The 13,530-nt window shown below is 75.0% G+C and carries 10 protein-coding genes; 8 read left to right on the top strand and 2 right to left on the bottom strand.

Features of this window, described 5'->3' with window-relative positions; translation table 11 throughout:
* Window positions 1-165: 165 nt before the first annotated feature.
* On the bottom strand, window positions 166-447 hold the full coding sequence (locus RIF68_RS10535; protein WP_309050903.1) for an HPr family phosphocarrier protein: 282 nt from the start codon (window positions 445-447) through the stop codon (window positions 166-168).
* A 174-nt stretch (window positions 448-621) separates the two neighbouring features.
* Between RIF68_RS10535 and RIF68_RS10530 the strand changes: the two genes are divergently transcribed.
* From RIF68_RS10530 to RIF68_RS10500, 7 genes are all read left to right on the top strand, one after another.
* Window positions 622-3,726: a GNAT family N-acetyltransferase gene (locus RIF68_RS10530; protein ID WP_309050902.1), complete on the top strand. Its 3,105-nt coding sequence runs from the start codon at window positions 622-624 to the stop codon at window positions 3,724-3,726.
* Between the two features lie 134 nt (window positions 3,727-3,860).
* On the top strand, window positions 3,861-4,445 hold the full coding sequence (locus tag RIF68_RS10525) for a DUF5998 family protein (protein ID WP_309050901.1): 585 nt from the start codon (window positions 3,861-3,863) through the stop codon (window positions 4,443-4,445).
* Window positions 4,445-5,653 carry an alkaline phosphatase family protein gene (locus RIF68_RS10520; protein ID WP_309050900.1) on the top strand — a complete coding sequence of 403 codons (1,209 nt, stop codon included), beginning with the start codon at window positions 4,445-4,447 and terminating at the stop codon, window positions 5,651-5,653. Before RIF68_RS10525 ends, RIF68_RS10520 begins: the two co-directional genes overlap by 1 nt.
* A 53-nt stretch (window positions 5,654-5,706) precedes the next feature.
* Entirely contained in the window at window positions 5,707-6,357 is a 651-nt protein-coding gene (locus tag RIF68_RS10515) for a thymidine kinase (RefSeq protein WP_309050899.1), read from the top strand.
* A 196-nt stretch (window positions 6,358-6,553) separates the two neighbouring features.
* On the top strand, window positions 6,554-9,193 hold the full coding sequence (locus tag RIF68_RS10510; RefSeq protein WP_309050898.1) for a YfhO family protein: 2,640 nt from the start codon (window positions 6,554-6,556) through the stop codon (window positions 9,191-9,193).
* A gap of 138 nt (window positions 9,194-9,331) precedes the next feature.
* A complete protein-coding gene (locus RIF68_RS10505) occupies window positions 9,332-10,297 on the top strand; it encodes a glycosyltransferase family 2 protein (RefSeq protein WP_309050897.1) in 966 nt (321 codons plus the stop codon).
* A 3-nt stretch (window positions 10,298-10,300) separates the two neighbouring features.
* On the top strand, window positions 10,301-11,668 hold the full coding sequence (locus tag RIF68_RS10500; RefSeq protein WP_309050896.1) for a polysialyltransferase family glycosyltransferase: 1,368 nt from the start codon (window positions 10,301-10,303) through the stop codon (window positions 11,666-11,668).
* A gap of 42 nt (window positions 11,669-11,710) precedes the next feature.
* Here the strand turns inward: RIF68_RS10500 and RIF68_RS10495 are convergent, their stop codons facing one another.
* Complete coding sequence (locus tag RIF68_RS10495; protein ID WP_309050895.1) at window positions 11,711-12,487, bottom strand: VOC family protein; 777 nt, start codon at window positions 12,485-12,487, stop codon at window positions 11,711-11,713.
* 169 nt (window positions 12,488-12,656) lie between these two features.
* Here RIF68_RS10495 and RIF68_RS10490 point away from each other — a divergent pair, with 169 nt between their 5' ends.
* On the top strand, window positions 12,657-13,487 hold the full coding sequence (locus tag RIF68_RS10490; protein WP_309050894.1) for a sulfurtransferase: 831 nt from the start codon (window positions 12,657-12,659) through the stop codon (window positions 13,485-13,487).
* Window positions 13,488-13,530: the final 43 nt, after the last annotated feature.

Below are 13,530 nucleotides of genomic sequence, written 5' to 3'. Positions count from 1 at the left end.
GTGCTGCTCGAAAAGCGGCAGGATTGCGAAGTGAATTCGGTGCGGTCGCCCCGCGGTGAAGGCGGCCCGGACGCGGGCGCGCATACGCGAAGGGCCGGGGTGCCCATGAGCGGACCCCGGCCCTTCGCGGCCACGTGCTGAGCGGCGGGTGGACCCGCGCCGGGCTCAGACGGTCTCGGGAAGCTCCTCGAGACCCTCGGCCACCAGCTTCGCGAGACGGTCCAGAGCGGCCTCGGCGCCCTCGGCGTCCGAAGCGAGCACGATCTCCTCGCCGCCCTGGGCGCCCAGGCCGAGCACCGCGAGCATGGACGCGGCGTTCACCGGGTTGCCGTCGGCCTTGGCGATCGTCACCGGAACGCCGGAGGCCATGGCGGCACGGACGAAGATGGAGGCGGGGCGGGCGTGCAGGCCCTCGGCCCAGCCGACGTTGACGCGGCGCTCAGCCATGGTGTTGCCCTTCAAGTCTCAAGCGGGTTGTCTAGACCAGTGTCTCACGGGATGCGAGGTGCTCGCGCAGGGCCCGGCCCCGCGCGGGCCGCCGCCCGGCCCTCCCCACCTTGCACGGCACTCCCCTGCCGCGCGACCGGTGCCACTGTCGTACCCCGGCCGTACGCTTGCCCCATGCAGAGCGCGTCGGAAGAGCCGGAAGCGGCGGCACGGCAGGCAGCACCGGCGGCGCCGGAGCACGTCTACCCGGACCACTGGGAGGCGGACGTGGTCCTGCGCGACGGCGGGACCGCACGCATCAGGCCCATCACCGCCGCCGACGCCGAACGGCTGGTCAGCTTCTACGAGCAGGTCTCGGACGAGTCGAAGTACTACCGCTTCTTCGCGCCCTACCCCCGGCTCTCCGCCAAGGACGTCCACCGCTTCACCCACCACGACTTCGTGGACCGGGTGGGTCTCGCCGCGACCGTGGGCGGCGAGTTCATCGCCACCGTGCGCTACGACCGCATCAACGCCCAGGGGCTGCCCGCCTCCGCTCCCGCCGACGAGGCCGAGGTCGCCTTCCTCGTCCAGGACGCGCACCAGGGGCGCGGGGTCGCCTCCGCCCTGCTCGAACACATCGCGGCCGTCGCGCGCGAGCGCGGCATCCGGCGCTTCGCCGCCGAGGTCCTGCCCGCCAACACCAAGATGATCAAGGTGTTCACGGACGCGGGCTACACCCAGAAGCGGAGTTTCGAGGACGGCTCCGTCCGCCTCCACCTCGACCTCGAACCCACCGATCGCTCCCTCGCCGTCCAGCGCGCCCGCGAGCAGCGCGCCGAGGCCCGCTCGGTGCAGCGGCTCCTCGCCCCCCGGTCCGTCGCCGTCGTCGGCGCCGGACGCACCCCCGGCGGCGTCGGCAGGACCGTCCTGCGCAACCTGCTCGACAGCGGTTTCACCGGACGGGTGTACGCGGTGAACGCCGCGCTCACCGACGGGCCCGACCGGCTCGACGGCGTCCCCGCCCACCCCTCCGTCGCCGCCATCGGCGAACCGGTCGACCTCGCGATCGTCGCCGTCCCCGCCGAGCGGGTCCCCGAGGCCGTCGCCGACTGCGGCGAGCACGGCGTCCGGGGTCTGGTCGTGCTCTCCGCCGGATACGCCGAGAGCGGCCCGGCCGGCCGGGAGCGCCAGCGCGCCCTCGTCCGCCAGGCCCGCTCCTACGGGATGCGGATCATCGGCCCCAACGCCTTCGGAATCATCAACACCGCCGAGGACGTCCGGCTCAACGCCTCGCTCGCCCCCCAGATGCCGGCCACCGGCCGGATCGGCCTCTTCGCCCAGTCGGGCGCCATCGGGATCGCCCTCCTCGCCGGACTCCACCGGCGCGGCGCGGGCCTGTCCTCCTTCATCTCCGCCGGCAACCGCGCCGACGTCTCCGGGAACGACTTCCTCCAGCACGGGTACGACGACCCCGGCACCGATGTCGTCCTCCTCTATCTGGAGTCCATCGGCAACCCCCGCAAGTTCACCCGGCTGGCCCGCCGCACCGCCGCCGCCAAGCCGGTCGTCGTCGTCAAGGGGGCCAGGCACAGCGGCAGCGCCCCGCCCGGCCACCGCGTGCCGGTCACCCGCGTCCCGCACGCCACCGTCTCGGCGCTGCTGCGCCAGGCGGGGGTGATCCGCGTCGACACCGTCACCGAGCTCGTGGACGCGGGCCTCCTCCTCGCCGCCCAGCCGCTGCCGGCCGGGCCCCGGGTGGCGATCCTCGGCAACTCGGAGTCCCTCGGCCTCCTCACGTACGACGCCTGCCTGACGGAGGGGCTGCGCCCGCTGCGGCCCCTCGACCTGACGACCGCGGCGGGCCCGGCCGACTTCCGGGACGCGCTCGCGGCGGCGCTGGCGGACGAGACGAGCGACGCGGTCGTCGTGACCGCGATCCCCTGGGTGGGGGAGAACGGCGCCACCGAGTCGGGTGACGGCGAGACCCTGGCCGCCGCCCTCCGCGAGGCCGTCGCCTCCGTCCCGGGCGCGGCCAAGCCGGTGGTCGTCGTCCACGTCGAGATGGGCGCCCTCGCGGACGCCCTCGCCGCCGCCACGAGCACCCGCCCGCCGGCCCCGGGCCGCCCGGACGGCGGGGGAGCGGCAGCCGTGCCCCCGGGGGGCGAGGCCCCCGGCTCCCGTACGGGCGCGGCCGGGGAATCCGGTACGGCCGCGGGCCCGGGCTCCGGTGCGGGCACGGCCGCCGGCGCGGGTTCGGCCTCCCCTACGGGTGCCGGCTCCGGCCTTCACGCGGCGCGGCCGGTGGCGCACGCGGGAGGTGTCGCCCGGGTGGACGGGACCTCCCCGGCGGCCGGGCCCCGCGAGACGGAGGCCGCCGCGCCCGGGACCGGGGGCCCCGACGCCGGGACCGACGGGGCCGAGTGCCGTACGATCCCTGCCTACCCCGCCGCCGAGCGGGCCGTACGCGCGCTCGCCGAGGCCGTGCGGTACGGGCAGTGGCGCCGGCAGGCCGCCGAGCCGGGGCGGGTGCCCGAGTACGAGGACATCGACGAGTCGGGGGCCGCCGCGCTCATCGCGCGGGGCCTCGCCGAGGCGACCGAGGACGGCCCGGGCATCACCCTCGGCGCCGCACAGGCCGCGGAACTTCTCGCCCGGTACGGGATCACCGTCCTGACCGCCCTGCCCGCGCCCACCCCCGACGCCGCCGTCGCCGCGGCCGCCCGCCTCGGCTATCCGGTGGCCCTCAAGACGACCGCCCCACACCTGCGCCACCGCCCCGACCTCGGCGGGGTGCGGCTCGACCTGGCGAACGAGGAGCAGCTCCGCACCGCCTACGCAGAGCTGACCGAGGTCCTCGGCAAGCCGGAGGAGCTGCAACCCGTCGTCCAGGCCATGGTCCCGAGGGGCGTCGACACCGTCGTCCGCTCGGCCATCGACCCGGCCGTCGGCGCCGTTCTCTCCTTCGGGCTCGCGGGCGCGGCCTCCGAACTCCTCGGGGACACGGCCCACCGGCTGGTTCCGGCCACCGACCGGGACGCCGCCGAGCTGGTCCGGTCCATCCGGACCGCCCCGCTCCTCTTCGGCTGGCGCGGCTCCGCCCCCGTCGACACCCCGGCCCTGGAGGAGCTGCTCCTGCGCGTGTCCCGGCTGGTCGACGACCACCCCGAGGTCGTCGCGGTCTCCCTGGAGCCGGTCGTGGTGGCCCCCCGCGGGCTCTCCGTCCTCGGCGCCACCGTCCGCCTCGCCCCGCCCCCGCCGCGGACGGACCTCGGCCCCCGCAGTCTGCCGAGCTACTGAGCGCCGCCGCCCCGGTCGCCCCGGGCCGCCGCCCCGGCGGGGAGTCGGATGTCACAGCGTCCGCCCGGGGGAACGGCCCCCACCGCCCGCGCAACCGGCCGAGAGGCCCCTGCCCACGGATTAGGATGGAGTCCATGGCGAAGACCGGTACGACGACCCAGGGGCTGCGCGCGGCGATCGAGCGCAGCGGCTATTACCCGGCCCTCGTGGCCGAGGCGGTGGAGGCCGCCGTCGGCGGCGAGGCCGTCGCGTCGTACGTGGTGCACCAGGAGACCACCTTCGACTCCAACGAGGTCCGGCGCCACGTCACCGTCCTCGTCCTGACGCCGAGCCGCTTCATCGTCAGCCACACCGACGAGCAGGCCGCCGACAACAGCTCCCCGACCCCCTACGCCACGACCTCCACCGAGTCCGTGAAGCTCGACCGGATCTCGTCGGTCGTGGTCAGCCGTGTGGTCGCCAACCCGGAGTCCTACACCCCCGGCACCCTGCCCCGCGAGGTGGTCCTCACCATCGGCTGGGGAGCCGTCTCCCGCATCGACCTGGAGCCCGCCGCCTGCGGCGACCCCAACTGCGACGCCGACCACGGCTACACCGGCAACTCCACCGCCGACGACCTCAGCCTCCGGGTGAGCGACGCCGGCGACGGCCCGGACACCGTCCGGCAGACGCTCGCCTTCGCCCAGGCGCTCTCCGAAGCCACCGTGGCCGCCCGCTGATGGTGCAGCCCACGGCCCCCTCCCACGGCTGGCCCGACGACCCGGTTCCGCTCGCCCCGGAGACCGCGCCCGTACCGGAGTACGCCTACGGTTCCCTCGGTGACCTGCTGCCCACGCTCGTCGCCGGCCAGGGCGTGTCCGGCTTCGAGCCCCGCATCCAGGAGCTGACCCCGGCCGACCGGAACTGCGTCTTCCTGATCGACGGGCTCGGCTGGGAGCAGCTCAGGGCCCACCCGGACGAGGCCCCGTACCTCACCTCGCTCCTCGGCTCCTCGCGCGGCGGCACCGGCCGCCCGGTCACCGCCGGGTTCCCCGCCACGACCGCGGCCTCCCTGGCCTCCGTCGGCACCGGCCGCTACCCCGGCACGCACGGGCTCGCCGGATACACCGTCCGCAACCCCGAGAGCGGCGAGCTGATGAACCAGCTCCGCTGGAAGCCGTGGACCGCGCCGCACGTCTGGCAGCCGTACCCCACGATCTTCCGGCTCGCCCACGAGGCGGGCGTGCACACCGCCCAGGTCTCGTCGCCCATCTTCTCCGACACCCCGCTCACCAAGATCGCGCTGAGCGGCGGAACGTTTCACGGGCAGCTCTCCGGCGAGGACCGCATGGACTGCGCGGCCGAGCAGCTGGCGGGCGGGGACCGTTCCCTCGTCTACACCTACTACAGCGAGCTCGACGGCGCGGGACACCGGTTCGGCATCGACTCCGACGCCTGGCGCGGCCAGCTGATGTTCGTGGACCGGCTGGTCCAGCGGCTGGCCGAGCAGCTGCCGCCGCGCTCCGCCCTCTACGTCACCGCCGACCACGGCATGGTCGACATTCCCGAGGGGGACGACCACCGCATCGACTTCGACGAGGACTGGGAGCTGAGCGCCGGCGTCGCCCTCCTCGGCGGCGAGGGACGTGCCCGCCACGTCTACGCCGTGCCCGGCGCCGAGGCGGACGTCCTCACCTGCTGGCGCGAGGTCCTCGGCGAGCAGTTCTGGGTGGCGAGCCGGGACGAGGCGATCGCCCTCGGCTGGTTCGGCGACGAGATCGACGAGCGCGTCCACGGCCGCATCGGTGACGTGGTCGCCGCCGCGGCGCTGGACGACGTGGCGATCACCGCCTCGGTCAGCGAGCCCCACGAGTCGGCGATGGTCGGCATGCACGGCTCGATGACCCCCGCCGAGCAGTTCGTCCCGCTCCTCGAAGTCCGTTCCTGAGCACCCCCCGTCCCCCCACCTGATCCCGACGACCTGAAAGGTCCCGACCCGTCATGCCCGAGCTGGTGTTCTTCTCCGGAACGATGGACTGCGGAAAGAGCACACTGGCTCTCCAGATCGGACACAACCGGTCCGCCCGCGGGCTGCAGGGCGTGATCTTCACCCGGGACGACCGGGCCGGCGAGGGCAAGCTGTCCTCGCGGCTCGGCCTGGTGACGGAGGCGGTCGAGGCGGGCCAGGGCATGGACCTCTACGCCTACCTGGTCGGTGAACTCTCCAAGGGCGGCAAGGCCGACTACGTGATCGTGGACGAGGCGCAGTTCCTCGCCCCGGAGCAGATCGACCAGCTCGCCCGGATCGTGGACGACCTCGGGCTCGACGTCTTCGCCTTCGGCATCACCACCGACTTCCGGACCAAGCTCTTCCCCGGCTCGCAGCGGCTCATCGAACTGGCGGACCGCATCGAGCAGCTCCAGGTCGAGGCCCTGTGCTGGTGCGGCGCCCGTGCCACCCACAACGCCCGCACGGTCGGCGGCGAGATGGTCGTGGAGGGCGAACAGGTCGTCGTCGGCGATGTGAACCGGCCCACGGAGGAGGTCGGTTACGAGGTGCTCTGCCGCCGCCACCACCGCAAGCGGATGACGAGCGCCTCGGCCCGCGCGGGCGCGCTCTCCCCGGACGTCCTGCCGGTCACCCCCTCCTGACGGCCGCCGGATCGGTGACGCTCGGGGCACGTGCCAGGGACCGCAGGTCCCGTACCCGCACCGGGAGTTCACCCGGGGGTCACCGGAAGACGGCCCGGCGATCGGTTGCGGGTCGCCCGGCTCGGCGGTAATGGCCGTCGGCCCGTGACGACCCGCCTCCGGGCGTCATCCGCGCCGTGCGACCCCTGGAGGATGTGTGCGTCCCGCCGCCCCGACCGTGCCCGACGAGGACGACGACGGTGAGCCGGGCGGGGTGCGGGAGGACGCGGCGCGCGGCGCGGTGACGGCCCGGGGCCGGGCGAGCGGCCCGCCGAGGGTCGGCCCCGCGGTCGCCGCCCTGCTGAGCGGCGTGCTGTTCTGCCTCGCCACCGCCCTCTCCCGCACCGCCCCGTTCGGGCCGGTCACCAGGAACATCGTCGACCTGGGCCAGCAGTACCTGCCGTACCACGCCTACTGGCGGAAGGTGCTCCTCGGGGAGAGCCACGGTGACGCCTTCCTCAACTGGAACTCCGGCTTCGGCTCCAACTTCCTCGGCGACATCGGCACCTACCTGAGCAGCCCCTTCGACCTGCTCGTCGTCGTCTTCCCGGCGGACCGGATCGAGACCGCGCTGTACGTGGTCACCGCCCTCAAGATCATGGCCGCCGGCGCCGCGGCCACCGCGCTGCTCCTGCGCCTGCGACCGGGCCCCTGGCCGGTCGCCGCCCTCCTGGGCACCGCCTACGCCCTCTCCGGCTGGACCTTCAACTACGGCGCCTCGGTGCCGATGTGGCTCGACGGCCTCATCGCCTTCCCGCTGCTCTGCCTGGTGGGGGAGTGGGCCAGGAGCGGGCGCCGGCCCGTCCTCGGTCCGCTCGTCGTCGCGCTCGCGTGGATCGCGAACTTCTACACCGCCTACATGGCCACCGTCGGCGCCGCCGTCGTTCTCACCGTCCGTCTCCTCACCACCGACCCGGACGGCCCCGCCGCCCGGGAGCGGCTCGCCGGACTGCTGCGGGCGGCCCGGAGCGTCCTCATCGGCATCGGGCTGGCCGCGCCCCTGGTCACGGTCGTCTTCCTCGCGACGAAGGGCGCCGACCCCACCCCGGCGACCACGTTCGCGCCCGCCGCCTGGACCGACCTGTTCGCCCGTTTCCTGCCGGCCACGGCGAGCGTGGCGACCCCCGCCCTGTTCATCGGCACACCCTCCCTCCTCCTCGCCCTGGCCCTGCCCTTCCAGCGGGCCGTCGCCCCGCGCGTCCGGGCCGGCTGGACGGCGGCCGTCCTCCTCGTCACCCTCTCCCTCCAGTGGGAACCCACCCATCTGCTCTGGCACGCGGGCGCCTCGCCCAACGGCATCCCGTACCGCCAGACCTTCGTCCTCTGCGGCCTGCTCGTCATCGCGGCCTGGCTGTCGGTGGCCGGTGGCGCGCCCCGCCCGGTGGCGCTCCTCGCGGGCGGCGCGCTGTTCGGCGCACTGGCCTGGGCGGGCAGGGGGAGTGCCGACATCGACCGGTGGACCTTCCCGGTCCTCGCCGCGACCCTGCTCGCGGCTCTCGGCGCCGCGCTCCTCGCCCTCCCCGCCGGCCGGTGGCGCGGCACCCGGACCGGAGCGGACACCCGCCCCGACGCCGTACCGCCCTCCCGGTCCGGCGCCCGCCTGCTGCCCGCCCTGGCCGTGCTCCTGCTCCTCGCCGCCCAGACCGGCGAGACCGCCGTGACCGGCAAGCGGATCGAGGAGCAGCAGCGGAGCGAGGTCTCCTGGGCCCCGCCGCTCGGCCCCTGGCACGCGGAGATGGCCGCCGAGGTGGCCCGCGCGGACGCCTGGCCCCGGTACCGCACCGATCCGGGCGAAGTGCCCGGCGGCAACGACACCCTCCTCGTCGGAGGGCAGGGCGCCGACGTCTACAGCAGCCTCACCTCCGCCACCACCTCCGCCACCCTCTCCGGCCTGGGCTTCGGCTTCTACGCGAAGGGCCGGCACCCGGTCACGCTCGACAACCCGGTGACCGACGCCCTCTTCTCCATCGGGACCCGGATGCGTTCACGGCCCATCGGCCCGCTGCGCCAGGACCGGCCGCCCACGGCCGCGATCACCACGACCACGACGCCGGTGCCCCCGCTGGTGACGGTCCGCCCCGCCCCGCACCCGGCCACCACGGCCCCCGGCGACTCCGCCTTCCGCAACCAGGAACTGCTCCTCGGGGCCCCGGTGTACGAGCTACCGGCCGTCCGGCGCACCGGCCGCACCCTCACGGCGCGCTGCCCGGCCGGCTCGGAAGTCTGGTTCTGGGCCCCCGAGTTCCACGGCACGGCCGCCCTCGACGCCGGGGACGGACCCGTGGACTTCGACGGCAGGCCGCCCGCCGTCCGCGCCCCGATGCGGCCCCTCGGCGCGGTCCCGGCCTCCGGCGCCGTACGGATCGCCCTGCGCCCCGACCCGAAGGCCAAGGCCGACACGAGGACGGGCGAGAAGGCGCGGCTGCCCGCGCAGGCGGTCGGATGCCTGGTCCGGGAGCGCCTGGACGCCGCCGTACGGCAACTGACCGCCACCGGCGCCACCCGGGTGCGCGCCACCGGACACACCGTCACCGCGGAACTCCCGCCGGGCAGTACCGGCATCGCCGTGCTCGCGGCCCCCCGCATCTCCGGCTGGCACTGCGCCGCCGGAGACACCGGACCCGCACCCGCGCGCGACCACCGGGGCCTCGTCGCCGTCCCGCTCGACGGCCGGGCGACCACGGTCACCTGTTCCTTCCGGCCCCCGGGCCTCCGCCTCGGCACAGCGGTCGGCGCGGCGGCTCTGCTCGCCCTCGCGCTGACCGCCGTCCTCCACGCGCGGGCCCGGCGGAGGTGACCCCGGGGTCCGGTTTCCGCCGGGGACGACAAGAGTTCACCCGCAGTGCACGCGGGGATCGTTCCCCGGGAAAACAGCCCGATTACTCTGCCCGCCGTACCGGCGTTTGATTGTTCGATTTCAGTGTGGGGAATCCGCGTGCCAAAACTGTCCGTCGTCGTCCCCTTCCACAATGTCGGGGCCTACGCTCCCGACACCCTGCGCAGTCTCGCCCGCAACGCGGACCCGGAATTCGAGTTCCTGCTGGTCGACGACTGCTCGACGGACGACACCCCGGAAATCCTCGACCGCTGGCGCGACCGCGTCCCGAACGCCACGGTCATCCGGCACGAGACGAACCTCGGCGTCGCCCAGGCCCGGAACACCGGAATCGACGCGGCACGCGGTGAATACCTCACCTTCCTCGACGGCGACGACTGGTACGCCCCCGGTCACCTGGCCGCCGCCGTGGCCGGCATGGACCGGCTCGGCTGTGATTTCGCCCGGACCGACCACGTCCTCGCGGAGGGCCGCAAAAGGCATGTGAAATACGCCCCGGCCAAGGTCCGCGACACCGTCATGGACCCCCGGGACGGCATTTCCCCGGCCAGCATGGTGACCATGGTCGACTATCCCTTCGTCCCCTTCGGAATCTACCGGGGATCACTCTTCCGGGACGGCGCCTCACGATTCGAGACCTCCCTGCGCACGGCCGAGGACCGCCTCTGGATCTGGCGGCTCCATCTCACCGCCCGCACGTTCGCGGCGCTTTCCCTGCACGGTGTCTTCTACCGGCGCGGCGTCACCACCTCCCTCACCCAGATCACCGACAACCGGCAGCTGGATTTCATCCCGTCCTACGACCTCCTGCTCGACGAGGTGTCCCGGGACCGGGACGCCGACCGCTTCCTGCCCAAGGCCGTCCGCACCTACTGCGCCATGATCGCCTTCCACGTCAACAAGGCCGGCCGGTACGAGCCCGAGGTCGCCCGGCGGCTGCGCGCCGACGTCGCGGACGCCCTGCACCGCATGCCCCAGCAGGTCCTCGACGAGACCCTCGCCACCATGGACACCCCCCGCAGCACCCTCCTCCGGAGCCTGCGCGACACCGGAAGGACCGCCTGACCCATGGCTCCCGACCCCACCGGAGACCCCCGCCGGGTCCAGATCTTCCAGGTGTCCACGCTCTACGGGGCGGCCACCGTCGCGGCCGCGCTCGACGCCGGACAGTTCGGCCCCCGCGAGGACGCCCGCCGCCTCCTGCTCATCTCCCGCAACGCCGAGATCCCGGAGACCGCGCTGCGCCTGGAGGACATGACCGGCTACGAGCGGATCGCCGCCCGCTTCGACGGCACCCTCGACTGGAACGAGACCATCCACCCGTACCACCCCGCCACCTGGGCCCCCCGGCCCGAGGAGGCCCCGCTCTGGCAGCGCGTCCTGCGCACCGCCTGGGACCTCGGCACCGCGCCCGTCGAACTGGTCGTGGAGTCCATCCAGGTCAACCCGGCCAAGGCGCTCGCCGGAACCTTCCCCGAGAGTTCCGTCCACGTCTACGCCGACGGCCTCATGAGCTACGGCCCGACCCGCAACGACCTCGCCCAGTCCGTCGCCTGCCGCGTCCGGCGGGTCCTCCACCTCGACCTGGTCCCGGGCCTGCGCCCGCTGCTGCTCACCGAGTACGGCGTCGGCTCGGAACTGGTCCCCGACGAGGCCTTCCGCGCCGTCCTCGCCGAGATCGCGCGGGAGGCGGACGGCGACCCGGAGATCGAGCGCGCCGCGGCCGCCGCGCCCACCGCCCTGCTGCTCGGCCAGTACCTCGCCGCCCTGTCGCTCCTCACCGTGGAGGAGGAAGAGGCGCTCCACGTCCGCATGCTGCGCGGGGCCGCCGCGGCCGGCCACCGCTCCCTCGTCTTCAAGCCCCACCCCAGCGCACCCGTCCGCTACTCGCAGGTCCTCCACGAGGCGGCCGAGGAGGCCGGGGTCCGCCTCACCGTGCTCGGCGGGCCGCTGCTCGCCGAGACCTTCTTCGCGCGCTGCCGGCCCCGGCTGGTCGTGGGCTGCTTCTCCACCGCGCTGCTCACCGCCGCCGTGTACCACGGGATCCCCGTCGCCCGGGTGGGCACCGCCGAGCTGCTCGAACGCCTCAGCCCGTACGAGAACAGCAACCGCGTCCCGCTCACCCTCGTCGACCGGCTCCTCGCCGACCTGGAGGGGCCGCAGGAGCCCGCCGTACCCGGCCGCGCGCCGGAGTCACTGGCGCCGCTCGTCCGCGCCGTCGGCTACTGCATGCGGCCCAAGAGCCATCCGGGACTGCGGGCCGAGGCCGAGCGGTACCTCGCCGCGCACCTCGCGGACCCCGGCATCGCTCCCCACTTCGACGCCGTACGGCTGACGCAGCTCGGCCTGCCCGGCGGGGACCCGGTCCCGGCGGCCCCGCCCCGGGCACCGGAACCGCCTCCGCGGCGCGGCCTCGTCCGCTCCCGGCGCGGCTGACGGGGGAGCGGGCGTCCGCCGACGCCGACGGGACGCGGTGTCTCAGTTCCCGCCGGCCGACCGCACGAGGGTGAAGACCGCGCCCTCGGGGTCGGTCACCAGCGCGAGCCGCCCCGCCGTGCCGTCCCTCGGCGGCCGGAGCACGTGCCCGCCCAGCTCCGTGACCAGCCGCGCGGCCTCGTCGGTGCCGGCCACCTCGAAGTACGTCATCCAGTGCGCGCCCCGGTCCCGGGGCAGCGCGTTGCCGACCCCGTGCAGGGAGGCGACCGGCCGGCCCGCCAGGTGGAGCGTGGCGTAGTCGAAGTCGGCGGTGGCGGCCGGCTCGACCTCGTACCCGAAGACCGACCGGTAGAACTTGCCGACCGAGGAGGTCTCGTACGTCAGCAGCTCGTTCCACACCGGGGTCCCCGGCGGGCCCGCCGCCGCCGTGCCGTGGTGCGCCTCCGCCTGCCACACCCCGAACACCGCGCCGGCCGGGTCGGAGCAGATGGCGAGCCGGCCCGCGTCGGCGGCGTCCAGCGGCCCCACGGCGACCGTGCCGCCGCAGGCGCGGATGGCCTCGGCCGTGTCGTCGGCGTCGTCGGTGGCGAGATAGGTCGTCCAGGCGATCGGCAGGTGCCGGTCGGGAGGCAGCTGGCCGATGCCGGCCACCTCCTTGCCGTCCAGGAGGGCCCGGACGTACGGGCCGAGCTGCTGCGGTCCGGGGACGAACTCCCATCCGAACAGCGCGCGGTAGAACTCGAGCGTGGAGTCAAGCCCGTGCACCATCAGGCTCACCCAACAGGGTGTACCAGGTGGGCGCCGCGTCGCCTCGGTCATCGTCGCTCTCTCCTCGGACCTGGTCGTGGCCGTACTCCGTACCGGTGGCCGCACCGGGCGGCGCGCGGCGCGCCCCGCCCGCGCCGTCGGCGCGAACCGGCGGCAGGTCCGGTGGGAAGGACGCCGGGTTCCTCCTCCGCAGCGGCCCCGCTGCGCGAGGATGGCACCCATGACACCCATCATCTCCGCAAGCGAACTCCTCAGCGAGTCGGCCGGTGCGCGTCCGCCTGTCCTCCTCGACGTCCGGTGGACTCTCGGAGGCCCGCCCGGCCGGCCCGAGTACGAGGCGGGCCACCTCCCCGGCGCGGTGTACGTCGACCTGGACACGGACCTCGCCGGCCCGCCCGGCACCGGCGGCCGCCACCCGCTGCCCGACGTGGAGGCCTTCGGCGCCGCGATGCGGCGCGCGGGGGTGTCGGCGGGGCGGCCGGTCGTCGTCTACGACGGCGGGCTCGGCTGGGGCGCGGCCCGCGCCTGGTGGCTGCTGCGCTGGGCGGGTCACCCGGACGTGCGGGTCCTCGACGGCGGGCTCGCCGCCTGGACGGGTGAACTGTCCCGCGAGACCCCCGCCCCGGAACCGGGCGACTTCCGGCCGAAGCCGGGCGCGCTCGGCCTGCTCGACGCCGACGAGGCGGCGGCCCTGGCCCGCTCGGGGCTGCTCCTGGACGCCCGGGCGGCGGAGCGGTACCGCGGTGACGTGGAGCCGATCGACCGGGTGGGCGGCCACATTCCCGGGGCGGTCTCCGCCCCGACGACGGAGAACGTGGCCGGGGACGGCCGCTTCCTGGACCCCGACACCCTGCGGGCGCGGTTCACCGCCCTGGGTGCCGCGGCCGGGAGCACGCCGGTCGGCGTCTACTGCGGCTCCGGCGTCTCCGGCGCCCACGAGGTCCTCGCCCTGGAGATCGCGGGCATCCCGGCGGCGCTCTACGCGGGCTCCTGGTCGGAATGGTCCTCCGACCCGACCCGCCCGGTGGCCACGGGCCCGGACCCGCAGTAGGACGACCACCCCGTCGGCCCCGCGCCGGGTCGTGGCGCGGGGC

Origin of the sequence: Streptomyces sp. (genome assembly GCF_031178505.1) — a bacterium.
In the GTDB taxonomy this organism is placed as follows: Bacteria; Actinomycetota; Actinomycetes; order Streptomycetales; family Streptomycetaceae; genus Streptomyces; species Streptomyces gulbargensis.
This window is presented reverse-complemented; position numbering and strand designations above follow the sequence as displayed.